Here is a 24,677-nt window from a genome sequence, read left to right as displayed (position 1 = left end):
TGGGGCGATCAATCCGCCGAAGTACGCAGCGGCCCCGGCCTGCGCCGGGGCGGCGATTTTGCGATTGGCTGCGGCTCGGGCTAGAATGGCCCGATGGCGCTGTTTTCCCTTCCCGCGATCTTCTCGCGGCCGTTTTTCGAGGACAAGGGGCGCGCGTTCTGGCGGCTGCAGGCGGCGGGCTGGTCGGGCTATCTGCTGCTGCGCAGCGTCTCCAGCGTGTCGAACGGACAGGACATTTCGGGCGTGGTGCCGGTGATCGTCGAATCGATCGTCGGCTATTGCATCACGCTGCTGCTCTCGACGCTCTACCATTACTACCGGCGCCAGCGGCAGCTCGCCGCGATCCTGCTGACCATCGTCACGCTCGCGGTGGCGACGGTGCTGTATTCGGTGCTCGACGCTTTCTCCTTCTCGTTCATCAAGCTCGCCGATCCGGGGCTCAACCTCGGGCTGGTGCTGGGGACGATCTTCCTCAACTTCACCGTGCTGGCGGGCTGGTCGGCGCTGTACTTCGGGATCAATTTCTACCTGATCGTCGAGGCGCAGATGGACCAGATGGCGGCGCTGGAAAATACCGCCAGTTCGGCGCAGCTCGCGATGTTGCGCTACCAGCTCAACCCGCATTTCCTGTTCAACACGCTCAATTCGATCTCGACGCTGGTGCTGCTCAAGCAGACCGAGCGCGCCAATGCGATGCTGAGCCGGCTGTCCTCGTTCCTGCGCTACACGCTGGCCAACGAGCCGACCGCCAACGTGACGCTGCAGCAGGAGGTTGAAACGCTGAAGCTCTATCTCGAAATAGAAAAGATGCGGTTCGAGGACCGGCTGCGGCCGAGCTTCGATATCGACCCGCGCGTGTCGCAGGCGCGGCTGCCGTCGCTGCTGCTTCAGCCGCTCGTCGAGAATGCGATCAAATATGCGGTGACGCCGAAGGAGGAGGGGGCCGAAATCAACGTCACCGCGCGGCTGAGCGGGGATCGGGTGCAGATCGGCGTATCCGATACCGGCCCGGGCTTGTATGAAACGAAAGCGCGGTCAAGCGCATCCACTGGCGTGGGGCTCGCCAATATCAGGGAGCGGCTGGCGCAGACCTTCGGGGCTGACCACCGCTTCGAAACGCGTTCGATCCCGGGGGGCGGATACGGGGTCGAGATTGAAATACCGTTCCAGTTAGAGGAACCGAAGAGAGAGGCCGCATGACGATCCGTACCATATTGGTCGATGACGAACCCCTGGCGATCCAGGGGCTCGAGCTGAGACTGCAAGCGCATGAGGATGTCGAGATCATCGACAAATGCGCCAACGGCCGCGAGGCGATCCGGGCCATCAAGACCCACAAACCCGATCTCGTCTTCCTCGACATCCAGATGCCCGGGTTCGACGGCTTTTCGGTGGTGCAGGGGCTGATGGAGGTCGAACCGCCGCTGTTCGTGTTCGTGACCGCCTATTCGGACCATGCGCTGAAGGCGTTCGAGGCGCAGGCGACCGACTATCTGATGAAGCCGGTCGACGAGGCGCGGCTCGCCGACACGCTCGACCGCGTGCGCCAGCGGCTCGCCGAGAAGCGCGGCGTCGAGGAGGTCGACCGGCTGCGCGAGGTGCTCGCCGAGGTGGCGCCCGATTCGGTGGAAGATATCGTCGAGGGCGGCGACCAGGTCTCGGCGAGCCGGTTCGAGAAGCTCATCAACATCAAGGATCGCGGCCAGATCTTCCGCGTCGATGTCGACACGATCGAGCGGATCGATGCGGCGGGCGACTATATGTGCATCTACACCGGCGACAACACGCTGATCCTGCGCGAGACGATGAAGGATCTCGAGAAACGGCTCGACCCGCGCCGCTTCCAGCGCGTGCATCGCTCGACGATCGTCAATCTCGATCTGGTCAAAGAGGTGAAGCCCCACACCAACGGCGAATGCTTCCTGGTGCTCGGGAGCGGCGCGCAGGTGAAGGTGAGCCGCAGCTACCGCGACGTGGTCGCGCGGTTCGTGCATTGAGGTGACGTGCGGGAGGTGCGGATGGGCACTTTCCCCACTCCCCGTTCGTCCCGAGCGAAGTCGAGGGACATGCCCGAAGCGCAGGTGTCTCGACTGCGCTCGACACGAACGGTTGGGCAACGCCATATCCGTCGCCCCGGCGCAGGCCGGGGCCGCCGGGTTCGGGGCAACCGGCTCGCCAAATTCCGCGCCGGCCCCGGCCTTCGCCGGGGCGACGTGATTAGGCTTGGGTCTCTTCCTCGCCCTCGGCCGGGCGTTCGAACCAGGCCTCGACCTCGCCCGACAGTTTGAGCGTCAGCGGCTGGCCGTTGCGATCGACCTTCTTGCCGAGCGCGACGCGGATCCAGCCTTCGGAGCGGCAATATTCCTCGACATCGTTGCGCTCCTTGCCCTTGAAGCGGATGCCGATTCCGCGCGAGAGCTTGGCCTCGTCGAAGAACGGGCTGCGCGGGTTGGACGAAAGGCGATCGGGGGGCGTGTCGGTCATGATGGCGCGTCTCTTGGCGGAAAATATGCGGGAAGGCCAGATGCGAAAACGGCGCGGGGGAAGCCCGCGCCGTCTCGACGTTCAGCGTGGCCGGATCAGTTGCAGACGCGGACCCGGACGTTTTCCCCGTAATAGGGATCCCAGCGCCACGACGACCAGCAGCGCGGAGCGCGATAATAATCGTCGTAATAATATGCGGGCGGGCCGGCATAATAGCCGCGCGGGCCATCGTAATAGCCACGATCATAGCCGCGGTTGTTGCTGGCGATCGCCGCGCCGACGCCCAGGCCGACGATCCCGCCGAGCAGCGCCGCGCCGGTCGCGTCGCCGCCCCGGTGCCAGCCATGATAACCACGATAGCCGCGATATCCGCCGCGCCACTGCGCCTCGGCCGGCATCGCCGCCGTCAGCGCGGTCGCGGCGAGGGCGACACCGAGACCGGCCTTCTTCAAAAACGCGTTCATCTCCAACCTCCTCGTATCAAAGCCCGTCCGCAGAGACCGACGTAACGCTTCGGTGGACCAGCTTGTTGCACTTGACTAGCCGAGTCGGTCTGAACACGCTCGGAATGGAGCGTTAAGCCACGGTTTATACGCGCGATCGGGCACGGAGCGGACAATGGCATATTGGCTGATGAAATCGGAACCGGAAAGTTATACCTGGGCCGATCTGGTCGCCGAGGGCACGACCGAGTGGACCGGGGTGCGCAACCCGGCGGCGGCGCTGCACCTGAAGGCGATGGCGGTGGGCGACCGCGCGTTCTTCTACCATTCGGGCAAGGAGAAGGCCGTCGTCGGCGTGATGGAGGTCGTGCGGAGCGCGCGGCAGGACGGCGATCAGCCGCGCTGGGTGTCGGTCGCGGTCGCGCCGGTGGCGGCGATGCCCACACCGGTCACGCTGGCGGCGATCAAGGCCGAGCCGCGGCTCGCCGGGCTGGAGATGCTGCGCCAGTCGCGCCTGTCGGTCAGTCCGGTCGATGCGGAGGCATGGGGCGTGGTGCTCGCGTTGGGCGGTCTCACCGCCTGAACGCACCGGCCCGGCGAATGACAGCGCCGGATGACAGCCCGGATGACAGCCCGCATGACAGCCATGTCATGCCGGGTTCAGCGCGCCGATATCCGGTGCGGCGCACAGGGCTGTCATTTATGTGTAACACGCTATAGCGTGCGTGATTCGCGTGGCACGGCTCTCGTGCCGCCCGGCACCCCGGAGCTTCTGATCGACCGTGTTGACCCTCTCCTCCGCGCCCAAATGGATCGCCTCGGGCCTCCTGATGTCGTTTATCGTGTTGGTGGCGCTGCTGCATCATGCCGGGCTGAGCATAGATCCGTGGAGCCCGAGCAACCTGCCGTTCGCTGCCGCCGCGCTGACGGTCGTGGCGCTGCGGCTCGCGGCACGGCGGTGGCGCGCGCCGCTGCTGGTGATCGCGGCGCGGACCGGCGCCTTCTACGCCGCGCTGACCGCGATGGTGCTGATGGGCGCGGTCGCCTCCTATCCGCTCGCGGCGATGTCGCAGGGGTTCAGCGATGCCGCGCTCCAGCATGCCGACCGGCTGATCGGCTTCGACTGGATCGGGATGTACGATACCGTCGCCGCGCACCGCAGCCTGCAGGTGCTCGGCACCGCCGCCTATCGCAGCATCTATCTGACCCCGGCGGTGATCCTTGGCTGGTTCGCGTGGGAGGGGCGTAACGCCGACGCCTATCGCTTCCTTGCGACCTTCTGGCTGGCGGCGACGATCACGTTGGTGTTGTATCCGATGATGCCGGCGGTCGGCCCGCTCTCCTATCTGTGGCACGGGCCGCTGCCGTATCTGCCCGAGAGCGAGACCTGGCAGGAGGGGCTGATCCCGGCGCTGCGCGCGGGGCGCGACACGGTGATCGACCTGGGCCAGTTGCGCGGCCTGGTCTCCGCGCCGAGCTTCCACACCGCCGCCGCGTTCGTGTTCATCGCGGCGGGGTGGCAGATCCGCCCGCTGCGCTGGGCGGTGGTCGCGATCAACGTGGCGATGCTGCTGTCGACGCCGATCGAGGGCACGCATTACCTTTCCGACATGATCCTCGGCATGCTGGTCGCGCTGGTGGCGATCGCGGTGGTCGGCTTCGTCGCCGCCGAGCGGGGGAGCGGGAGGTGCGAGGCGCGGGAGCTGCGGCCGAGCCGGGTTTGAATTCACCCCGTTCGTGCTGAGTGTGTCGAAGCAGCTATCCGTTAGAGAGCGCTTCTGGCACGCCCTTCGACTTCGCTCAGGGCGAACGGTTATTTTTCGCGCGGTTCCTTCTTGCGCTTGGCGCCCGCCAGCGCCGAGAGCACGCCGCGCAGGGTGCGCACCTCCTGGCTCGACCAGCCCGGCTTGGTGAGCAGCGTGCGCAGCGTCCGCCGCGTCGCGACGGTACGATCGGGCGGATAGAAGAAATTGGCGTCGACCAGCATCGCGTCGAGCTGCGCGATCATCCCGTCGAGGTCTTCCTGCGGCGCCGGCTCGGGCAGATCGACCTCCGGCGGCTGCGCGAGCGCGATCCCCTTCGACCATTCGTAGGCGACCAGGATCACCGCCTGGGCGAGGTTGAGCGAGCCGAACTCGGGGTTGATCGGCACGGTGATGATCTCGCGCGCGACCGCGACATCGTCGGTCTCCAGCCCCGAGCGTTCGGGGCCGAACAGGATCGCGGTGCGGCCCGGCCCGGCATGGATCGCGCGCGCCGCCACCTCCGGGGTGACGACCGGCTTGGTCACGCCGCGCTTGCGGACGGTGGTGGCATAGACGTTGGGGCAATCGGCGATCGCTTCGGCAAGCGTATCGAACACCTGCGCCTGTTCGAGCACGACGTCCGCGCCCGAGGCGGCGGGGCCGGCGGCGGGATTGGGCCAGCCGTCGCGCGGGGCGACGAGGCGCATCTCGGTGAGCCCGAAATTGAGCATCGCGCGCGCGGCCTTGCCGATGTTCTCGCCGAGCTGCGGGCGGACGAGGACGATGACGGGGGGTGGGGTGGTGCGCGGTGCCTCGGCTTCGCCCGGCGAGGGCGCGGGGGCGGTGCCTCGACTTCGCTCGGCACGAACGGGAGGGGAAATGGACGCGCCTTCATCCTCCGTTCGTCCCGAGCGAAGTCGAGGGACAGCGTGCTGACGCTCGCGTCGTTCCGATGGCGGCATGGCCGCGACGCTGAGTGCCGCCCAGTCCGAGGCGATCAACGCTTCTTTCTTCGCACGCGACCAGGGCTTGATCCGTTGTTCAGCTTCCAGCGCTTCGACGCGCGACGGAAAGTCCTGCGACCACATAAGCTCGACCGGCAGGCGCGAGCGCGTGTAGCCTTCGATCTGCCCGGATTGGTGCTGGCCGATCCGCGTTTCGAGGTTGTCGGTGTGGCCAGTGTAATAGCTGCCGTCAGCGCAGCGGAGGATGTAGACCCAAAAGCTCATCGCGCGGCTCTATCCCTCGATACGCTATCTCGACAAGCTCGATAGCGGGCACACGCACCATCCGTTCGTCCCGAGCGAAGTCGAGGGTCGTCCGCAGCGCCGGTGTCTCGACTTCGCTCGACACGAACGGTCGCGGGTGGTGCCTTACCCCTTCGCCACCGCGCTGACATTCCCGGCGAACTCCTCGAAGTCCTTGGCTTCGCGGAAGTCCTTATACACGCTGGCGAAGCGGATATAGGCGACCGAGTCCATGCCCTTGAGGCCCTCCATCACCATCTCGCCGATGCGTTGCGAGGGTACTTCGGTCTCGCCCTGCGTTTCCAATTGGCGCTGGATGCCCGAGACCAGCTTTTCCAGCCGCACCGGCTCGATCGGGCGTTTGCGCGCGGCGATTAGCAGCGAGCGGAGCAGCTTCTCGCGGTCGAAGGGTTCGCGGCGGAAGGTGCCGGACGCGCCCTCGCTCTTGAGCACGACCAGTTCGCGGAGCTGGATCCGCTCGAACGTGGTGAAGCGCGCCGCGCAGCCCTCGCACTGGCGGCGGCGGCGGATCGCCGCCCCGTCCTCGGTGGGGCGGCTGTCCTTTACCTGGCTGTCGTCGTGCCCGCAGAAGGGACAGCGCACATCACACCCCTTCCGGATAGATCGGGAAGCGCGCGCACAGCGCCGCGACGCGCGTACGCACGTCCGCCTCGACCTGCGCGTCGCCCTGTTCGCCGTTCTTGCGCAGACCGTCGAGCACGTCGGCGACCATGTTGCCGATCTCGCGGAACTCGGCGACGCCGAAGCCGCGTGTCGTGCCGGCGGGCGAGCCGACGCGGATGCCGCTGGTCTTGGTCGGCGGCAACGGATCGTTGGGGATGCCGTTCTTGTTGCAGGTGATGCCGGCGCGTTCGAGCGCTTCGTCCGCATCCTTGCCGGTGACGCCGAGCGGGGTGAGATCGATCAGCGCGAGGTGCGTGTCGGTGCCGCCCGAGACGACTTCTGCGCCGCGCTCCTTGAGCGTCGCGGCGAGCACCTTGGCGTTCTCGATCACCGCGGCGGCGTACGTCTTGAACTCAGGCCGCAGCGCTTCGCCGAACGCCACCGCCTTGGCGGCGATGACGTGCATCAGCGGGCCGCCCTGGAGCCCCGGGAACACCGCCGAGTTGATCTTCTTGGCGATCGCCTCGTCATTGGTCAGCACCATGCCGCCACGCGGTCCGCGCAGCGTCTTGTGCGTGGTGGTGGTGACGACATGCGCGTGCGGGAGCGGCGAGGGGTGGAGCCCGGCGGCGACGAGGCCCGCGAAATGCGCCATATCGACCATGAAATAGGCGCCGACTTCATCGGCGATCGCGCGGAACTTCGCGAAGTCGATCTCGCGCGGATAGGCCGAGCCGCCGGCGATGATGAGCTTGGGGCTGTTGGCGCGGGCGATCTCGGCGACCTGGTCGTAATCGATCAGGTGGCTGACCGGATCGACGCCGTACTGCACCGCGTTGAACCACTTGCCCGACATCGCGGCGCGCGCGCCGTGCGTCAGGTGGCCACCGGCGTCGAGGCTGAGCCCCATCACGGTCTCGCCCGGCTTGACCAGCGCGAGCATCACCGCGCCATTGGCCTGCGCACCCGAATGCGGCTGGACGTTGGCGAAGCCGCAGCCGAAGAGCTGCTTGGCGCGGTCGATCGCGAGCTGCTCGACCTCGTCCGACGGGTGGCAGCCCTGATAATAGCGCTTGCCGGGATATCCTTCCGCATATTTGTTGGTGAACACCGAGCCTTGCGCTTCGAGCACCGCGCGCGAGACGATGTTTTCGGACGCGATCAGCTCGATCTGGTCCTGCTCGCGCTTGAGTTCGTGGCGCACACCGGCGAACACGGCGGGATCGGCGTCGGCGAGGCCGCGCGTGAAGAAGCCGTCGGGCTGGACCTGATTCAAGGGCTTGGGGTCGAGGATCTGGGTGCTCATGCGCTTTCCCTTTCGGCAAGGGCGCCGAGCTTGTCGACGCGGGGTTGATGGCGGCCGCCGGCGAATGCGGCGGCGAGGAAGGATTCGAGGCACGCCTGCGCCATGTCGGGGCCGATCAGCCGCGCGCCCATCGCGATGACATTGGCGTCGTTATGCTGGCGCGCGAGCGCGGCGGCATAGGGATCGGACACCAAAGCGCAGCGGCACGCCGGATTGCGGTTGACCGCGATCGAGATGCCGATGCCAGACCCGCACAGCGCCACGCCGAAATCGGCCGCGCCCGAGGCGAGGTGCGCGGCGAGCTTGTAGCCGTAATCGGGATAATCGACTCGGTCCGCCGTCTCTGGGCCGAGATCGGCGACCTCGTGCCCGGCGGCGCGCGCCCAGGCGACGAGCGCCGCCTTGAGATCGACGGCGGCGTGATCGGAAGCGAAAGCGATGTGCAAGACGGCGCGAGTCCCCGAGGCGATGCAGACGCGCGGCTCTTACGCAAACCGTCATGCAAATGCCACACCGCTGTTGCCCCGGCTCACGTTAGATCATAGAGCGGGCCGCATGCCGGTTCCGCCCGCCGCACCGACCCGAGGACGCGACGCGGCGGCGCGGGCGGAACTCACCGAGATTCTGGTGCGCACCGGCGAGGAGGATCGCGCGGCGTTCCGCGACCTCTATGTTCGCACCAATGCGAAGCTTTTTGGCATCTGCCTGCGTATCTGCGGTGAACGGGAAGCGGCGGCGGATGTGTTACATGATGTCTATCTGACGGTGTGGAAGCGGGCGGGGGCCTATGAACCGTCGCGCGCGAGCCCGATCACCTGGCTGGCAACGATCGCGCGCAACCGCGCGATCGACTGGCGGCGCGTGCAGGGTTCGCGCCGCTCAGCGCCGATCGAGGAAGCACCCGAGGTCGCCGACGCCGCGCCGCTGGCGAGCGAGACGCTGATCGCGGACGAGGAGGCGCACAGCCTGCTGCGCTGCCTCGACGAACTCGACGGCAACCAGCGCGAGTCGATCCGCACCGCCTTCTTCCAGGGCGTGACCTATGCCGAACTGGCGGAACGGATGAACGTGCCGCTCGGCACGATGAAGAGCTGGGTGCGGCGTGGCCTCGCGCGCTTGCGGGAGTGTCTCGAGGCATGAACGACATTCGCACACCTGACGATCTGCCACCGGAAGATCTGCCCGATGTCGCCGCCGCCGAACTGGCGCTCGGCGTGCTGGAGGGTGAGGAGCGCGCAACCGCGCTGCGCCGTGTCCTCGCCGAACCCGGGTTCGCTCAGCGTGTCGAGACGTGGCGCGTCTATCTCGCGCAACTCTTCAACGTCTGGACGGAGGTCGCCGCGCCGGACGGCGTATTCGAGCGGGTCGAGCGGTCGATCGATGCGCCGTTCGCGGCGGCAGCACCGGCGCGCGGACGGTTCTGGCCGATGGTGGCGGGTCTGACCAGCGTCGCTGCGGCGGGGCTGCTGGTGTTCGTCGTCGCGCGTCCGCCACAAGAGCCGCCGCCGTCGCACGCGCCGGTCGTCGCGCCCACCCAGCCGCTGCTCGTCGCCTCGCTCGCGCCGACCGCCAAGGGCACCGCGATCGCCGCCGTGTACGATTCCGGCCGTGGCGTGTTGCGGCTGACCGCCGCCGAAACGCCCGCCGCCGGGCGCAGCGCCGAACTGTGGGTGATCGGCGCCGACAAGACGCCGCATTCGCTCGGGCTGCTCAGCGCGGGCGCGACGACGCGCGTAACGCCCGCGTCCGCGATTCGCCGCCAGTTGGCGGTGGGCGCGACGCTCGCGGTCACGATCGAGCCCGCGGGTGGCTCGCCGACCGGCCTTCCCACCGGGGCGATCGTGTTGAAGGGTGATCTCTCGCGAGTCTGAGCTTCGGCCCGCCCGTGCGTCCATTCGCCGGCTCGCCCGTACCTGCCTCGCGCCAAAACCCGGCGCGAGACAGGAGAGTTCTCCCATGACATCTATCTTCCGCGCCGGCCTGGCCGTCGCTCTCGTCCTCGGCAGCGCGACCGTCGTTGCCGCGCCCGCGATCGCAAAACCCAACCCGATGGTTGGCGGTGCGGCGATGTATCCGACCAAGACGATCGTCGAGAATGCCGTCAACTCGAAGGATCATACGACTCTGGTCGCGGCGGTGAAGGCCGCCGGTCTCGTCGAGACGCTGAGCGGCCCCGGACCCTTCACCGTGTTCGCGCCGACCAACGCCGCGTTCGCCAAACTGCCTGCCGGCACGGTCGATACGCTGGTGAAGCCCGAGAACAAGGCGACGTTGACCAGCATCCTCACCTATCATGTCGTGCCGGGGCGCATTTCCGCCGCCGACATCGCCGCCAAGGCCAAGGCGAACATGGGCACCGCCACTTATGCGACCGTGGAGGGCGGCACGCTCAGCTTCAAGAAGATGGGCGCCGGCTGGGTGGTGATGGATGGCAAGGGCGATACCGCCAAGATCACCGTCGCCGATGTGTACCAGTCGAACGGCGTGATCCACGTGATCGACACGGTGTTGATGCCCTGAGGCAGCGTAGCGCGGCGAACCGGTCGATCCGCGCGCATCCAGGCGGCGATGCGCTGCGTATCTGATCGGCCTTTCCCCTCCCCCGGGCGAAAGGCGTGTCCCCCGGACGGCGATTTCTCCGAAGCCGCCTGGGAGGCGTACCGGAACCTGTCGGCGGAACTCTCCGTCGACAGGTTCTTTTCATTTGGTCGCGGACGCGTCATGGAAGCGTCATCGCATTGTCGTAGGCGAGCGCCGCGCGTCATCCGCCCGGCCCGCAGGAGATTGTAATGGCCACCGCTGCCCGCCCCCCCAAGAACCGCGCCGTGCGTGCGGCGGTTCACCGCCACGAACACCTCTCGAAGCAGGGCATTCTCGAACGCGCCTTCACCTTCGCCTTCCGCGGCCTGGTGTACGCGCAGATATGGGAAGACCCGGCGGTCGACATGGAGGCGCTGGCGATCACGCCCGACAGCCATGTCGTGACGATCGCGTCGGGCGGCTGCAACGTGCTTTCGTATCTGACCGCGAATCCGAAGACGATCACCGCGGTCGATCTCAACACCGCGCACATCGCGCTCAACAAGCTCAAGCTGGTCGCGGCGCGGCACCTGCCCGATTACCAGACCTTCCACCGCTTCTTCGCGCGCGCCAACAGCCGCGCCAACATCCTCGCCTATCGCACCTATGTGCGCCCGTTCCTCGACGAGACCAGCAAGCGCTATTGGGAAGGCCGCGACATGGTCGGCCGGCGGCGGATCGGCGGGTTCGCCAAGGGCGTGTACAAGCGCGGGCTGCTCGGCAATTTCATCGGCGCGGCGCATTTGATCGCGCGGCTGAACGGCGCCAACCCCAAGGCGCTGCTCAAGGCCAAGACGATCGAGGAACAGCGCGAGATCTTCGACCGCGAGTTCGCGCCGGTGTTCGACAAGGGTTTCGTCAAGTGGCTGACCGACCAGCCGGCATCGCTGTTCGGGCTCGGCATCCCGCCCGCGCAATATGAGGCGCTGGCCGGCGACGAGAAGATGGCGGTGGTGCTGCGCGAGCGGCTCGAGAAGCTCGCCTGCGACTTCGACCTCAAGGACAATTATTTCGCGTGGCAGGCGTTCAACCGCGGCTATAGCGAAGACCCCAATGCGCCGCTGCCGCCGTATCTCCAGAAGGCGCATTACGCCGAGATCGTCGAGCGCGTCAGCCGGATCGAGGTGCGCCACACCAACTTCACCGATTACCTGCGCTCGCGCGAGGATGCGTCGCTCGATCGCTACATCCTGCTCGACGCGCAGGACTGGATGACCGACCAGCAGCTCACCGATCTGTGGAGCGAGATCACCCGCACCGCCAAGCCGGGCGCGCGCGTGCTGTTCCGCACCGCCGGGATCGAGACGATCCTGCCGGGCCGCGTGCCCGACGAGATCCTCGCGAAATGGGATTACCGGGCCGAGGAGTCGCTCGATTACACCAAGCGCGACCGCTCCTCGATCTATGGCGGCGTCCACCTGTACGTCCTGAAATAATGGCTGCGATCGACTCCGGCCATGCCGGGCACATGGATGCGATCTACAAGACGCAGCGCCATTTCTACGATCTCACCCGCAAATATTATCTGCTCGGCCGCGACGCGCTGATCCGCGATCTCGCGCCGCCGCCGGGCGGGAGCGTGCTGGAGATCGGCTGCGGTACCGGGCGCAACCTGATCGCGGCGGCGAAGACGTGGCCGGACGCGCGCTATTACGGGATCGATATCTCGGAGGCGATGCTGGAGACGGCGCGCGCCAATGTCGCCAAGGCCGGGCTCGGCGATCGCATCACGCTCGCGCAGGGCGATGCGACCGCGTTCCACACGGTGGCGCTGTTCGGGGTGGCGGCGTTCGACCGCATCTTCCAGAGCTATACGCTGTCGATGATCCCCGACTGGAAGGGCGCGCTACGCGAGGGCGCGGGCAAGCTCGCGCCCGGCGGGCGGCTCGACATCGTCGATTTCGGCCAGCAGGAGCGGTTGCCGGGCGCGTTCAAGACGGTGCTGTTTGCGTGGCTCGCGCAGTTCGACGTGACGCCGCGTTCGGACCTGAAGGGGGCGGCCTGCTCGGTCGCGCGCGACGCCGGGCTGACCGCGAGCTTCGCCTCGCTCCGCAATGGCTATGCCTGGTCGGCACGGTTGAGCCGGGCAGGTTAACGACGGGCGGCGGGTGTGGTAGGATCGCGCCATGAACTCGCTCGGCCGAATCGATACACTCGGCGCCACGGCAGTCGATACGCGGGCGCGCTTCACTGCGGCTGAATTCCTGAAAATGGTCGAGACCGGCGCATTCAGCGCCATGAGGGTTGAGCTCATCGACGGAGTCCTCGAACGTATGACCCCACCGATGAGCGGCCACGGTCAGCGACAATTCTGGGTCGGTCTGGCGCTGGCTTCGGTTCTGCCCAAAGAGCGGTTGACGGTCGAAACGGGCATAAGCGTGGATGCGGACACGGTTCTGATCTGTGACGTCGCCGCGCTGTACGCGCCAGTGGAACAGACACGAATCCTTGAACCGTCGGACGTGATGCTCGTCATTGAAATCGCGGAGACGACGGTGTCGCGAGATAAGGACATCAAGCGGATCTATTGGGTCGTCGATAGCGTTCGCTCGGCCATTCATGTGTTCACCGAACCGTTGGATGGCGATTATGCGGCGATCAATACGGTGCGGTTCGGGCAACCCTTGGCGGTGCCGGGCGCCGGAACGATCGTGATCGACTGAAGTCCCGGGGCCAGCGCACCGTTCGTGCGGGTCTTATCGAGCGTGTGCCCGAGCGTCGTGCAGGGGGCAGGCCCTTCGACTTCGCTCAGGGCGAACGGCGGGGGTGTGGGTCGCCCTTCGTCTTCGCTCAGGACGAACGGTGGGGGTGTGGGTTGCCCTTCGACTTCGCTCAGGGCGAACGGCCAGGGGTGTGTGCCGCCTTCGACAGCCGCAAGGCGAACGGGTGGTTAGTCGCCGTGCGATCAGTGATGGAAGATCAGGTACAGCACCAGGATGACGGGCAGCGGTACGCCCAACAGCCAGAGAATGCAGCCTTTTCCCATCGTGATGCCCTTCGTTGCGGTCGTCGTGACATAACCGCGGACATCGCCGCCAGTTCCGCCCGGATCAGGCGGCCTTGCGCAGTTCCAGCCGGCTCCAGATCTCGGACAGCGCCTCGGTGAGCTCGCGCATCATCGCTTCGTCGTGCGCGGGACCGGGGGTGAAGCGCAGCCGCTCGGTGCCGCGCGGGACGGTGGGGTAGTTGATCGGCTGGACGTACACGCCGTATTCGGCGAGCAGGATGTCACTGATCTTCTTGGCGCGCGCGGGATCGCCGACCATCAGCGGCACGATATGCGTGTCGCCCGGCATCACGGGCAGGCCGGCTTCGGAGAGCATCGCCTTGAGCTTCGCGGCGGCGGCCTGCTGCGCGTCGCGCTCGGCGCTCGACGCCTTGAGGTGGCGCACGCTCGCCAGCACGCCCGCGACCAGCACCGGCGAGAGCGAGGTGGTGAAGATGAAGCCGGGCGCATAGCTGCGGATCACGTCGACGATCATCTGATCGGCCGCGATATAGCCGCCCATCACCCCGAACGCCTTGCCGAGCGTGCCCTCGATGATGGTCAGCCGGTCGGCGACGCCGTCGCGTTCCGAAATGCCGCCGCCGCGCGCGCCGTACATGCCGACCGCGTGAACCTCGTCGAGATAGGTCAGCGCGTTATACTTGTCGGCGAGGTCGCAGATCGCCGCGATCGGCGCGATATCGCCTTCCATCGAATAGACGCTCTCGAACGCGATCAGTTTCGGCGCGGCCGGGTCGGCGGCGGCCAGCAATTCCTCGAGATGGTCGAGATCGTTGTGGCGGAACACGAACTTCTCGCAGCCGGCGTTGCGGATGCCCGCGATCATCGAGGCGTGGTTGAGTTCGTCCGAGAAGATGATGCAGCCGGGCAGGATCTTGGCGAGCGTCGCCAGCGTCGCCTCGTTCGAGACATAGCCCGAGGTAAAGAGCAAGGCGCCCTGCTTGCCGTGCAGATCGGCGAGTTCGGCTTCGAGATCGACATGGTAATGCGTGTTGCCGCCGATGTTGCGCGTGCCGCCCGAGCCGGCGCCGACGTCGTGGAGCGCCTCCTCCATCGCCGCGATCACCTTGGGGTGCTGGCCCATCGCGAGATAGTCGTTCGAGCACCACACCGTGATCGGCTTGGGGCCGTTATGCCCGGCGAAGCAGCGCGCGTTGGGATAGGCGCCCTTGTTGCGCAGGATGTCGATGAAGACACGGTAGCGGCCTTCGGCGTGCAGCCGGTCGATCGCCTGGGTGAAGATCCGCGAGTAATCGACCCCGCGCGCCGGTGCATGCGATTCCATGATTGTCGGCATCTAGACCCACCCCCTCCCGAATTCCAGCGATTTGCACAGCCACCATACGAAGGCATTATGCGACGCACGCCGGAATCATCTTGTTCTGGATCAAATCCGTTTCGGTCAGATCCTGCTATGAAGAAGAATATCGCAGGGCATCGAGTCGTGAGCAAGCCTGCGATCCGAAGCGCCGCCCGGCGCTTCTCCGAATGCGGCTAGGCTCGCGATGCGGAGGCGCGGTCATGGACGACGTACAGGAGAACTCCCGCTATTACGCGCGACGCGCGGCGCAGGAACGGGCCGTGGTGGCGCGATCCGATGACCCGCTGGCGCGGCGCGTGCATGCCGAGCTCGCCGAACGCTACGCGGCGCTTCGCGACTCGCGCGGCTAAAGCGACTCGGCTTCGGCGAGCCCGAAGCGGGCGAGGGCGGGGCGGAGCGCCAAATCTTCGGCACCCGCGCCGGTGAACACCGCGCGGCCCGATCCGGGCGTTTCCGGCCAGCTCTGATCCTGCGTGAGAAAGGCGATCCGCCGCGCGATCCCGGCCGAGCCATCGACGAAGGTGAGCGGGCGCGGCGCGGCGGCGGCGAGCTGGTCCGCGACCAGCGGGAAGTGCGTGCAGGCGTTGACGATCGTGTCGATGCGGTCGCCGCCGGGCTGATCGAGCAGACCGGCGAGAATCGCGCGGTAGCGCCCCGGGGGCGCCGCCCGCCCGCGCAACGCATCCTCGGCGAGCGCGACCAGCTCGGCGGAGCCGTGACGCAGCACCAGGCAATCGGCGGCGAAGCGCGCGGCGAGATCATCGACATAGGGCTGGCGCACGGTCGCGTCGGTGCCGAGCACGCCGATCGCGCGGGTGGCGCTCGCCTCCGCCGCGGGCTTGATCGCCGGGACGGTACCGACCACCGGCAGATCGAGCGCGCCGCGCACCGCACCGAGCGCGATCGTCGAGGCGGTGTTGCAGGCGATGACGATGAGGCGCGGGCGGTAGCGCTCGGCAAGCCGCCCGAGCAGCGCGGGCACGCGCGCGGCGATCTCCGCCTCGGTCTTGGTGCCATACGGAAAGCCCGCCGAATCGGCGACATAGACGAAGGGCGCGCGCGGCAGCAGCGCGCGCGTCGGCGCCAGCACCGAGAGGCCGCCGACACCGGAATCGAAGAACAGGATCGGGCGCGTATCCACCATCGCCCGCGCCATACCGCCGGCCACGGATTTGACAATCGCCGCGCTTGATGAAGAGCAATGGCGCGGGCGCGCCGGGTTCGCTAGAAGCGGTGGCGTCTGGGGGCGAAACGATCCGATCATGCCGACCGAATATCTCTGGGGTGCGCCGGCGGGCGTGTTGCTGCTTGGCTATCTGCTTGGCTCGATTCCGTTCGGGCTGATCCTGACGCGCGCCTTCGGTGCCGGGGATCTGCGCCAGATCGGATCGGGCAATATCGGCGCGACCAACGTGCTGCGCACCGGCCGCAAGGGGCTGGCGGCGGCGACGCTGATCCTCGACGCGCTGAAGGGCTATGCGGCGGTGGCGATCGCCGAGGCGATTTCGCCGGGCACGGGCGTGATCGCGGCGGCGGCGGCGTTCGTCGGGCATCTCTATCCGGTGTGGCTGCGCTTTCGCGGCGGCAAGGGCGTGGCGACGCTGCTCGGCGTGGCACTCGCGCTGCACTGGCCGGTCGGGCTGGTCTATGCGGCGGTGTGGCTCGGGCTGCTCGGGGCCTTGCGGATTTCCTCGGTGGCGGGAATGGCGGCGGCGGTGAGTGCGCCGGTCGCCGCCGCGTTCTTCGACAAGTTCGACCATGTGCCGCTGCTGATCGCCTGCGCGCTGCTCGTGTTGTGGAAGCACCGCGCCAATATCGAGCGGTTGCTCGACGGCACCGAGCCGAGGGTCGGCGGCAAAGCGCGTGGCTGATGCCGCGTCGATCGCGCGGCTGCGGCTGATCCGCACCGCGTCGATCGGCCCGGTCACCTATCGGCAGTTGATCGCGCGGTTCGGCGATGCGGCGGCGGCGATCGAGGCGCTGCCGGCGCTCGCCGCGCGCGGGGGCGGGCGGGCGCCGGTGGTGGCGTCGGCGGCGACGGCCGAGCGCGAGATCGCCGCCGCGCGCAAGCTCGGCGCGCGGCACCTGTTCATCGAGGATGCCGACTATCCCGAACTGCTCGCGCAGCTCGACGACGCCCCGCCCGCGCTGATGGTGCGTGGCGACGCGGCGCTGCTGGCGCGCGACACGGTGGCGATGGTCGGCGCGCGCAACGCCTCGGCGGCGGCGTGCCGTTTCGCGCGCCAGCTCGCCGCCGAACTCGGCCGCGAGGGCGTGACGGTGGTGTCGGGCCTCGCGCGCGGGGTCGACACGGCGGCGCATGTCGGCGCGATCGAGGGTGGCACCGTCGGGGTGATCGCGGGTGGGATCGACGTGGTCTATCCGCCGGAAAACGCCGAATTGCAGGAGCGGATCGCGCGCGAGGGGTTGCTGATCGCCGAACAGCCGCCCGGCACCGAGCCGCGCGCACGGCATTTCCCGTACCGCAACCGCATCATCGCTGGCGCGTCGCTGGGGACGGTGGTGGTGGAGGCCGCGCCGCGTTCGGGATCGCTCATCACCGCGCGGCTGGCGGGGGAGGCGGGGCGCGAGGTGATGGCGGTGCCCGGCAGCCCGCTCGATCCGCGCGCGCAAGGGTGCAACGGGCTGATCCGCGAGGGCGCGATCCTGGTGCAGTCGGCTGCGGACGTGATCGAGGCGATCCGGCCGATCGACGCGCGCAGCGTACGCTCGCGCGCGGTACGGTTCGACGCGCCGGTCGCGGCGGATGCGAGCGAGAATGAGCGGCGCGTGGTGACCGGCTTGCTGGGGCCGGTGTCGGTCGCGGTGGACGAGCTGATCCGCCAGTCGGGTGCGGTGCCAGCGGTGGTTCAGGTGGTGCTGCTGGAACTTGAGCTGGCTGGGCGGCTGGAGCGCCACGCGGGCGGGCGCGTGAGCTTGGTGGGGTGATGGCCGCTTGCGCCCACACCCGGACGTGCAGGCCGGCGATCCTGGCCCCCGACAACGGCCATTCGTTAAGCGCGATCTGTCTGTTTCTCCATCTCCAACAGGCCGTTTCGAGAATGAGGAAGCGGAACAGATTTTGGGAAACGGGGTGCGCCAGACTGATCTCGGCGCGAATGCCCGGACTACTGTCCCGCCCTACCTTCCCAATTGGGAAAGACCCGATACGATAAAGCGCTTTCCTGATCATGCGCAGTGCTCTGAATGCCCGCTGCCGGGGCGCCGTGCGTTCTGTCGGGCCGCTCGACGAGAAAGCAGAATGGTTGATGCGGCGCGGTTATCACTCGCCTGCTACACAACCCGGATCAAGAGTGTGGCGGGGCCACATTATCATCTTACGATGGCTGTGCCTTTTTGAGCAATTTTGAGCTGTCGATTGTCTTGTTAATCGATCCCAGCAGGATCGACCACATCTCGAAGCACTCTCTATCAACGGCTTTCAGCCGATGGTCGTTGATGTTCTTGATCGCTTCCTCTCCGGTTTTCGTATCGACAAGATGCGGTGCCAGCTTGGTAAGCGCCTCAAATATCTGACTGAAGGCATCGAGGAATACTTTCTCCATCAGGTCGCGGTGTTCCCCTTCTGGTTCCGGCGCGATCGCGGTAATCCGCGATATAACGGATGGCCTCTCATGAGCGTGAACAATCCTATGACGCTCACGAAGGTGACGCGCGAAGCATTTCTTGAATTGCTTTTCTAGATCCTTGCCGAGCTTACTTTTCGGGTTCAGGTCAAGGTCGACAGCTAGATCGTAGAAAAAATCAAGGAAGCTTCCGCATCTTTCCATAATCACATATATTTCACTGCCGCGAAGTATATGCGTGTGCATTATGAAGGCCGTGCCCATTTCAGGATCAGGCGACTTGAAGTGCTCCCTGTACCTTTCGATGTACTGATACCGTGAAATGCGCGTTCCGAGATCGATGACCTCTATCGACAGTAGGGATATCGCGCCTTTGGAATTGAGATATTTGGCGCGCGATTTAGGTCCGACCCGCTTCGCGATATGACTTTTCGTTCTTTCCGAAATGACAGGGGCGCTCGGCATTGTCGCCAAATGCTCGTTGAGGGAAGCATCGATACCGTTCGATACCATGTTCATCTGATCAGTCAGTATTTCGGAAAGTGTCTGTTCGGCTGTCATCACCATACTCATAGCTGCGACAGGTATGGTGCCGCCAGTTCAATCGCTTCGTTTCACGTCATAAACGAACGGGAACTGCAATCGTTACCAGATGTGCACGCGCTCCGCCGGCGGCAGGTACAGTTTGTTGCCGGGCTTCACATCGAACGCCGCATACCAGGCGTCGACATTGCGGACGACGCCGTTGGCGCGGAAATAGACCGGGCTGTGCGGATCGGTGAGCAACGCCTGGCGCTGCGCATCGGGGCGGGTCTTGCCGCGCCAGGCTTGCGCGAAGGCGAGGAAGAAGCGCTGGTCGCCGGTGAGGCCGTCGATCACCTTGGCCTTGCCGTGCTTGGCCTGATAGCGCTGGTAGGCGGCATAGGCGGCCTCGATCCCGCCGAGATCGCCGATATTCTCGCCGAGCGTGAGCTTGCCCTGGATGTGCGTGCCGGGGACGGGCTCATAGGCGTCATACTGGCCGGCGAGCGCGGCGGTGCGTGTTTCGAACTGCGTCTTGGCGGTCGGCGTCCACCAATTCTCGAACTTGCCGGTCGGGCCGAAGCCGGCGCCCTGATCGTCGAAGCCGTGGCCCATCTCATGGCCGATCACCGCGCCGATCGCGCCATAGTTCACCGCCGCATCCGCGTTGGGATCGAAGAACGGCGGCTGCAGGATCGCCGCCGGGAAGGTGATCTGGTTCATCAGCGGGTTGTAATAGGCGTTCACCGTCTGCGGGGTCATCTCCCACAAGGTGCGATCGACCGGCTTGGGGAAGCGCGACAGTTCGAGCTGATGCTCGAACTCGCCCGAGCGCATCGCATTGCCGAGCAGATCGCCGCGCACGACCTTGAAGCTCGAATAGTCGATATATTTGCCGGGGTGGCCGATGCGCGGCTCGAACGCGGCGAGCTTGGCGAGCGCGGCCTGGCGCGTCGGCGCGTCCATCCACGCCGCCTTTTCGATCCGCGTCTGATAGGCGCCGCGCAGATTTTCGATCAGCTCGTTCATCTGCGCCTCGGCGGCGGGCGGGTAGAAGCGCGCGACGTAGAGCTGGCCGACCGCCTCGCCGAGCGCGTCGTTGGTCAGCGCGACGCCGCGCCGCCAGCGCTCGCGTTGCGTGGGCACGCCCGACAGCGTGTGGTTGTAGAAGGCGAAGCGCGCATCGTCGAACGCCTTGGGCAGATAATTGGCGTGATCGCTGACGAAGTGGAAGGCGAGATAGTCCTTCCAGGTCGCGACCGGCGTCGCGGCGAAGATCTTGCCCATCGCTGTAAGCGCGGTGTTCTGCATCATCAGCACCTTGGGCGAGTTCTCCAGCCCAGCGGTGCGGAGCATCAGCGCCCAGTCGAACTCGGGCGCCTTGCGCGTCAGCCCGGCGATATCCTCGGGATCGTTGAGCGCGGCGATGTCACGGCTCTGCGCGGGCGACCATTGATCTTTCGCCATCGCGGTCTCGAGCGCGAAGATCGCATCGGCCTTGGCGCTGGCGCCGTCGATGCCGGCGAGCGTGAGCATCTGTTCGATATAGGCGCGATACGCCTTGCGGAACGCATCATACTTCTCGCCGGTGAGCAGATAATTGTCGCGCGGCATGCCGAGGCCGCCCTGTTCGGTGATGGCGGTGTAGCGGGTCGGATCGTCGAGGCCCGGCATCACGCCGATCTCGACCGGCGTGGCATAGCCGACGCTCGCGAACACCGTCTGCAGCCCGGCGCGGTCCTGCACCGCGGCGATCTTGGCCAGATACGGCTTGAGCGGCGCGGTGCCCTTCGCCTCGATCCCGGCGGTGTCCATCCACGTCGCATAGAAATCGCCGACCTGCTGCCCGGTCGCGCCGTATTTGGCGGGGTTGGCGGCCATGTCGTCGAGGATGGTGCGGACGTTCGCCTCGGACGCGTCGCGCAGCAGCACGAACGCGCCGGTCGAGGCCTTGTCGGCGGGGATTTCGGTCTTCTTGTCCCAGCCGCCATTGGCATAGGCCCAGAAATCGTCGCCGGGCTTCACCGCGGGATCGCGCGCGGTGAGATCGACGCCGAAATCGCCATAAGCGGTTTTGGCGGCGGGTGCCGCGACCGTCGGGACGGCGACCGCGAGGGCGAGCATCGCCGATGTGCGGAGCAGAACGGATAAGCGCATGAAATTCCCCACCTTACTGTATTAGTGGAGGATAGCGGTGCGCCGGCCCGGCGGCAATCCCCAGCCGGCGCGCGCGCCTAGCGCAGCAGCACGAGTTCCTCGGCCATCGTCGGGTGCAGCGCCACGGTATCGTCGAACGCCTGTTTGGTGAGGCCGGCCTTCACCGCCACCGCCGCCGCCTGCAGGATCTCGGGCGCGTCGGGGCCGATCATGTGGAGGCCGAGGATGCGGTCGGTCGTGCTGTCGCACACCATTTTGTACAATGCGCGTTCGTTGCGGCCGGCGAGGACGTTCTTCATCGGCCGGAAATCCGAGGTGTAGACCTTGACCGAGCCGAACTTGTTCTTGGCCTGCCCCTCGGTCAGCCCGACGCCGGCGATCGGCGGATGGCTGAACACGGCGGACGGGATGTTGTCGTAATCGACCGTGCGCGGGGCGTTGCCGTATAGCGTGTCGGCGAACGCCTGCCCCTCGCGGATCGCGACGGGGGTGAGCTGGACGCGGTTGGTGACGTCGCCGATCGCGTAGATGCTTTCGCACGACGTCTGGCTCGCGTCGTTGACGGGAATCGCGCCCTTGGCGTCCACTTCGATGCCGGCGGTCTCCAGCCCGAGTCCCTTGGTGTTGGGATCGCGCCCGGTCGCGAACATCACGCAATCGGTCTCGATCGGATCGTGCCCGGTCATCGACACGAGCAGGCTGCCGTCGGCCTGTTTCTCGATGCCACGGAAATCGGCGTGGAAGCGGAAGTCGATCCCCTTCATCATCGAGATCTGGAGCAGCCGGTCGCGGATCTGCTCGTCATAGCCGCGCAGGATCACGTCGGTGCGGTTGATGAGCGTCACGTGCGCGCCGAACTGGTGGAACACGCCGGCGAATTCGTTGGCGATATAGCCCGCGCCGGCGATGACGATGCGTTTGGGCACCGCATCGAGATGGAACGCCTCGTTCGAGGTGATGCCGAGTTCGTGGCCGGGGCAGTTCGGCACCGACGGCGTCGCGCCGGTCGCGACGAGGATGCGGCGCGCAGTCAGCTCGCGGCCGTCGCCGAGCCGGATGCCGTGCGGGCCGGTGATGACGGCGCGATCGTTGATGATCTCGACCTTGTTGTTGGTCAGCGTCGAGGTGTACGCCTGATTGATCCGGTCGACCTCCTCGAAGACGTTGGCGGTCAGTACCTTCCAGTCGAAATCGCAATCGGGCACGTTCCAGCCGAAGCGGCGCGCATCGGCGAGATCCTCGGCGAAATGCGCGCCATAGACGAGCAGCTTCTTGGGCACGCAGCCGCGGATCACGCAGGTTCCGCCGACGCGATACTCCTCGGCCACCGCCACTTTGGCGCCGTAGGCGGCGGCGACGCGCGAGGCGCGCGTTCCGCCCGAGCCCGCCCCGATGACGAAGAGATCATAATCATAGCTGTCGGTCATGCATGGCTCCTAGACCGCGCGACATCGCTTCGAAAGCGCATTGTCGCGTGCCCGCTTTCCTGTATCGAAGCGCATAGGTAGGGTGCCGGGGCGCCCTGGGGAAGCGGTCGATAGTGCCGCGTGGTCGTTTCAAGGAGACAGTCGATGCGCCATATTCCGTGCCTGTTGGGCCTGCTGGCCCTCGCCGCGTGTCAGCAGAGCACGCCACAGACGGATGCCGCGCCGCAGCAGGAGGTCGCCGAGCAGACCGATACGCCCAACCCGACCGAATCGCCGATCGACCCCGATCCCAACAATCCGCTGATCGGTGACTGGAAGCTGGATGACGGGCTCGCCTGTATCTACAACCGGCTGACCTTCACCGAGGACATGCGCGTGATGCACCGCACCGGCTCGGCCGCGCAGGACATTCCGACGCCGGTCGATTCCTACAAGGTCGCGGGCGGCAAGGTTCAGGTCAATGTGGTCGGCGAGGACAATCCGGTCTCCTATGTGATTTTCGATCCCTCGCACATCGGCGACGGCACCGAGGCCTGCCGGTTCCACAAGGTGAGCGCGGTGGCGGCCCCGCCGGCGAATTGACGCCGGCGCCCTAGACCCGGCCGAACAGCCGCCGCCACCAGGGTGCGGGGCCGGCGCAAGCGGTGACGACCATACCCTTGCGCACGCCCACCGGCCAGCTTCGCAGGCGTTGCTTGACGCACGGCCCCGCCACGCAGACGCCGTCCTCCGCGCGGAACAGCGCGCCATGCCATGTGCAAGCGACCAGCAGGCCGGTCGAGACGGCGTGGACCGTGTATCCGTCCGGCCGCGCGGCGAGCGGCACGCCGGCGTGCGGGCACAGATCGACATAGCCGGTCACGCGGTCGCCGCTGCGCACCACGAAGCCGTCGAACCGGCCGCACTTCAAGTCCAGCCGGAACCCGCGCGCGGCGCCATCGGCGATGTCGGCGAGCGCGCTCAGCCTCAGTCCCGGCGGCGTGGCGTAGAGGCGGGTGTCGGCTGGCATGGGATATCCTCGCGAAAGCGGGGCCTTATCCTTTATAAACGGGTGCGATGCTATCGGCGCGGCGACACTGGGGAAATGCGGGGGAGTCGCGCGCGGTGAGGCAATTTTCGGCATCGGAATCCGGCGGGCAAGGCGCTATGCGCACTGCGATGAAACGCCCCGCCCTGTCGATCGTGATCCCCTGCTACAACGAGGCCGCCTGTCTCGACCAGCTCCATGCCCGCGTCTCCGCCGCCGCACGCTCGGCGGTGGGCGAGGATTTCGAAATCCTGTTCATCAACGACGGTTCGAAGGACGATAGCTGGCCGGTGATGCAGCGGCTCGCCGCCGCCGACCCGCATCTCGTCGCGATCAACCTGTCGCGCAACCACGGCCACCAGCTCGCGCTCACCGCCGGGCTCGATCTGTGCGCGGGCGAGCAGATCCTCATCATCGACGCCGATCTGCAAGACCCGCCCGAACTGCTCACCGACATGCGCAGGGTGATGACCGAGCAGCAAGCCGACGTTGTCTATGCGGTGCGGCGCAAGCGCGCGGGCGAATCGCTGTTCAAGAAGGCGACGGCGGCGGCGTTCTACCGGCTGCTCGACCGCGTGACCGACACCGCGATCCCGCTCGATACCGGCGATTTCCGGCTGATGAGCCGACGCGCGCTCGACGCGTTCCTGGCGCTGCCCGAACAGGCGCGCTTCATTCGCGGGATGGTCGCGTGGGTCGGCTTCCGGCAGGTGCCGTTCGCCTATGACCGGCATGAGCGGTTCGCGGGCGAGACCAATTATCCGCTCGGCAAGATGATCCGTCTCGCGCTCGACGCGGTAACGGGCTTCTCGACCGCGCCGCTGCGGCTCGCCAGCCATGCCGGGCTGGTGCTGACCGGGCTGTCGCTGCTGCTGTTCGTCTATATCGCGGTCGGCTTCTTCACCGGCTCGGCGGTGGCGGGATGGACCTCGACGATGCTGGTGGTGGTGCTGCTCGGCGCGGTGCAGATGTTCGTGCTCGGCATGATCGGCGAATATCTCGGGCGGCTGTATGTCGAATCGAAGCGGCGGCCGCTGTATCTGGTCGCCGATGTCGCCGGCCCGGTGCGGGGCCACGCGACCTTGGGGTTCAGCGCGGTTCCGGCGGCTGAGGTTTCGGGCGAGGCTGCAGCGGACGCCTGATCCCAACGCGTTCGTGCCGAGCGACGTCGAGGCACCTGCGCTTGGGGCACGCCCCTCG

At 66.8% G+C, this 24,677-nt stretch carries 27 protein-coding genes; 15 read left to right on the top strand and 12 right to left on the bottom strand.

Going from position 1 to position 24,677, the window contains the following annotated elements:
* Nucleotides 1-93 precede the first annotated feature (93 nt).
* Both PX554_RS01895 and PX554_RS01890 read left to right on the top strand, forming a co-directional pair.
* A complete protein-coding gene (locus PX554_RS01895) occupies nt 94-1,200 on the top strand; it encodes a sensor histidine kinase (RefSeq protein ID WP_093225197.1) in 1,107 nt (368 codons plus the stop codon).
* Nucleotides 1,197-1,997: a LytR/AlgR family response regulator transcription factor gene (locus tag PX554_RS01890; protein WP_093225199.1), complete on the top strand. Its 801-nt coding sequence runs from the start codon at nt 1,197-1,199 to the stop codon at nt 1,995-1,997. Before PX554_RS01895 ends, PX554_RS01890 begins: the two co-directional genes overlap by 4 nt.
* A gap of 220 nt (nt 1,998-2,217) precedes the next feature.
* Here the strand turns inward: PX554_RS01890 and PX554_RS01885 are convergent, their stop codons facing one another.
* Both PX554_RS01885 and PX554_RS01880 read right to left on the bottom strand, forming a co-directional pair.
* The gene (locus PX554_RS01885) at nt 2,218-2,484 is read right to left on the bottom strand and encodes a DUF3297 family protein (protein ID WP_093225200.1); all 267 of its coding nucleotides are present in this window, start codon (nt 2,482-2,484) and stop codon (nt 2,218-2,220) included.
* A gap of 95 nt (nt 2,485-2,579) precedes the next feature.
* Nucleotides 2,580-2,948: a hypothetical protein gene (locus PX554_RS01880; RefSeq protein ID WP_093225201.1), complete on the bottom strand. Its 369-nt coding sequence runs from the start codon at nt 2,946-2,948 to the stop codon at nt 2,580-2,582.
* A 154-nt stretch (nt 2,949-3,102) separates the two neighbouring features.
* On the opposite strand from PX554_RS01880, the gene PX554_RS01875 reads away from it, so the two are divergent.
* Both PX554_RS01875 and PX554_RS01870 read left to right on the top strand, forming a co-directional pair.
* A complete protein-coding gene (locus PX554_RS01875) occupies nt 3,103-3,510 on the top strand; it encodes an EVE domain-containing protein (RefSeq protein ID WP_275498475.1) in 408 nt (135 codons plus the stop codon).
* A gap of 202 nt (nt 3,511-3,712) precedes the next feature.
* Nucleotides 3,713-4,651 (top strand): phosphatase PAP2 family protein, encoded by a 939-nt coding sequence (locus PX554_RS01870; RefSeq protein ID WP_275498473.1) that lies wholly within the window; start codon nt 3,713-3,715, stop codon nt 4,649-4,651.
* Between the two features lie 89 nt (nt 4,652-4,740).
* Here PX554_RS01870 and PX554_RS01865 read toward each other — a convergent pair whose 3' ends face one another.
* The 4 genes from PX554_RS01865 to PX554_RS01850 form a co-directional block, all read right to left on the bottom strand.
* Entirely contained in the window at nt 4,741-5,901 is a 1,161-nt protein-coding gene (locus PX554_RS01865) for a TrmH family RNA methyltransferase (protein ID WP_093225204.1), read from the bottom strand.
* 144 nt (nt 5,902-6,045) lie between these two features.
* Complete coding sequence (gene nrdR / locus PX554_RS01860) at nt 6,046-6,522, bottom strand: transcriptional regulator NrdR (RefSeq protein ID WP_093225206.1); 477 nt, start codon at nt 6,520-6,522, stop codon at nt 6,046-6,048.
* A 1-nt stretch (nt 6,523) separates the two neighbouring features.
* The gene (glyA, locus tag PX554_RS01855) at nt 6,524-7,849 is read right to left on the bottom strand and encodes a serine hydroxymethyltransferase (RefSeq protein ID WP_093225208.1); all 1,326 of its coding nucleotides are present in this window, start codon (nt 7,847-7,849) and stop codon (nt 6,524-6,526) included.
* The gene (locus PX554_RS01850; protein WP_093225209.1) at nt 7,846-8,295 is read right to left on the bottom strand and encodes an RpiB/LacA/LacB family sugar-phosphate isomerase; all 450 of its coding nucleotides are present in this window, start codon (nt 8,293-8,295) and stop codon (nt 7,846-7,848) included. Before PX554_RS01850 ends, glyA begins: the two co-directional genes overlap by 4 nt.
* A gap of 109 nt (nt 8,296-8,404) precedes the next feature.
* Here PX554_RS01850 and PX554_RS01845 point away from each other — a divergent pair, with 109 nt between their 5' ends.
* The 6 genes from PX554_RS01845 (at nt 8,405) to PX554_RS01820 (ending at nt 13,092) form a co-directional block, all read left to right on the top strand.
* Nucleotides 8,405-8,989 carry a sigma-70 family RNA polymerase sigma factor gene (locus PX554_RS01845; RefSeq protein WP_093225211.1) on the top strand — a complete coding sequence of 195 codons (585 nt, stop codon included), beginning with the start codon at nt 8,405-8,407 and terminating at the stop codon, nt 8,987-8,989.
* On the top strand, nt 8,986-9,720 hold the full coding sequence (locus tag PX554_RS01840) for an anti-sigma factor (protein WP_275498465.1): 735 nt from the start codon (nt 8,986-8,988) through the stop codon (nt 9,718-9,720). The genes PX554_RS01845 and PX554_RS01840 overlap by 4 nt, the downstream gene beginning before the upstream one ends.
* A gap of 85 nt (nt 9,721-9,805) precedes the next feature.
* Nucleotides 9,806-10,369: a fasciclin domain-containing protein gene (locus PX554_RS01835; RefSeq protein ID WP_093225214.1), complete on the top strand. Its 564-nt coding sequence runs from the start codon at nt 9,806-9,808 to the stop codon at nt 10,367-10,369.
* A 269-nt stretch (nt 10,370-10,638) separates the two neighbouring features.
* Complete coding sequence (locus PX554_RS01830; RefSeq protein ID WP_275498462.1) at nt 10,639-11,865, top strand: BtaA family protein; 1,227 nt, start codon at nt 10,639-10,641, stop codon at nt 11,863-11,865.
* Complete coding sequence (locus tag PX554_RS01825) at nt 11,865-12,524, top strand: class I SAM-dependent methyltransferase (RefSeq protein WP_275498460.1); 660 nt, start codon at nt 11,865-11,867, stop codon at nt 12,522-12,524. The genes PX554_RS01830 and PX554_RS01825 overlap by 1 nt, the downstream gene beginning before the upstream one ends.
* A gap of 31 nt (nt 12,525-12,555) precedes the next feature.
* On the top strand, nt 12,556-13,092 hold the full coding sequence (locus PX554_RS01820) for a Uma2 family endonuclease (RefSeq protein WP_275498458.1): 537 nt from the start codon (nt 12,556-12,558) through the stop codon (nt 13,090-13,092).
* Between the two features lie 387 nt (nt 13,093-13,479).
* On the opposite strand, the gene hemA is transcribed toward PX554_RS01820, so the two are convergent.
* Nucleotides 13,480-14,721, bottom strand: coding sequence for a 5-aminolevulinate synthase (gene hemA, locus PX554_RS01815; protein ID WP_093225218.1), 1,242 nt, complete (start codon nt 14,719-14,721; stop codon nt 13,480-13,482).
* A 236-nt stretch (nt 14,722-14,957) separates the two neighbouring features.
* On the opposite strand from hemA, the gene PX554_RS01810 reads away from it, so the two are divergent.
* Nucleotides 14,958-15,107: a hypothetical protein gene (locus tag PX554_RS01810; RefSeq protein WP_176787195.1), complete on the top strand. Its 150-nt coding sequence runs from the start codon at nt 14,958-14,960 to the stop codon at nt 15,105-15,107.
* Here PX554_RS01810 and murI read toward each other — a convergent pair.
* Nucleotides 15,104-15,901: a glutamate racemase gene (gene murI, locus PX554_RS01805; RefSeq protein WP_093225480.1), complete on the bottom strand. Its 798-nt coding sequence runs from the start codon at nt 15,899-15,901 to the stop codon at nt 15,104-15,106. The two genes, PX554_RS01810 and murI, sit on opposite strands and share 4 nt — an antisense overlap.
* Nucleotides 15,902-16,019: 118 nt before the next feature.
* Between murI and plsY the strand changes: the two genes are divergently transcribed.
* Entirely contained in the window at nt 16,020-16,628 is a 609-nt protein-coding gene (gene plsY, locus PX554_RS01800; RefSeq protein ID WP_093225219.1) for a glycerol-3-phosphate 1-O-acyltransferase PlsY, read from the top strand.
* Nucleotides 16,621-17,706 carry a DNA-processing protein DprA gene (gene dprA, locus PX554_RS01795; RefSeq protein ID WP_275498452.1) on the top strand — a complete coding sequence of 362 codons (1,086 nt, stop codon included), beginning with the start codon at nt 16,621-16,623 and terminating at the stop codon, nt 17,704-17,706. Before plsY ends, dprA begins: the two co-directional genes overlap by 8 nt.
* Before the next feature lie 389 nt (nt 17,707-18,095).
* Here the strand turns inward: dprA and PX554_RS01790 are convergent, their stop codons facing one another.
* The 3 genes from PX554_RS01790 to gor all read right to left on the bottom strand — a co-directional run bounded on the left by PX554_RS01790 (nt 18,096) and on the right by gor (nt 22,450).
* Nucleotides 18,096-18,905 (bottom strand): hypothetical protein, encoded by an 810-nt coding sequence (locus PX554_RS01790; RefSeq protein WP_275498450.1) that lies wholly within the window; start codon nt 18,903-18,905, stop codon nt 18,096-18,098.
* Between the two features lie 84 nt (nt 18,906-18,989).
* Nucleotides 18,990-21,023, bottom strand: coding sequence for a M13 family metallopeptidase (locus tag PX554_RS01785; protein WP_275498448.1), 2,034 nt, complete (start codon nt 21,021-21,023; stop codon nt 18,990-18,992).
* A 77-nt stretch (nt 21,024-21,100) separates the two neighbouring features.
* Complete coding sequence (gene gor / locus PX554_RS01780; RefSeq protein ID WP_275498446.1) at nt 21,101-22,450, bottom strand: glutathione-disulfide reductase; 1,350 nt, start codon at nt 22,448-22,450, stop codon at nt 21,101-21,103.
* A gap of 144 nt (nt 22,451-22,594) precedes the next feature.
* On the opposite strand from gor, the gene PX554_RS01775 reads away from it, so the two are divergent.
* Nucleotides 22,595-23,032, top strand: a complete 438-nt coding sequence (locus PX554_RS01775) for a hypothetical protein (RefSeq protein WP_143023372.1) — start codon at nt 22,595-22,597, stop codon at nt 23,030-23,032.
* Nucleotides 23,033-23,042: 10 nt separating this feature from the next.
* Here PX554_RS01775 and PX554_RS01770 read toward each other — a convergent pair whose 3' ends face one another.
* A complete protein-coding gene (locus tag PX554_RS01770; RefSeq protein WP_275498443.1) occupies nt 23,043-23,459 on the bottom strand; it encodes a Rieske (2Fe-2S) protein in 417 nt (138 codons plus the stop codon).
* Between the two features lie 149 nt (nt 23,460-23,608).
* On the opposite strand from PX554_RS01770, the gene PX554_RS01765 reads away from it, so the two are divergent.
* The gene (locus PX554_RS01765; RefSeq protein WP_275498441.1) at nt 23,609-24,619 is read left to right on the top strand and encodes a glycosyltransferase family 2 protein; all 1,011 of its coding nucleotides are present in this window, start codon (nt 23,609-23,611) and stop codon (nt 24,617-24,619) included.
* The last annotated feature ends 58 nt before the right edge of the window (nt 24,620-24,677 follow it).

This window comes from Sphingomonas pollutisoli, assembly GCF_029167165.1.
Taxonomy (GTDB): Bacteria; Pseudomonadota; Alphaproteobacteria; order Sphingomonadales; family Sphingomonadaceae; genus Sphingomonas; species Sphingomonas pollutisoli.
Note: the sequence above shows the minus strand (reverse complement) of the source record. Positions and strands in the feature narration are given on the sequence as shown.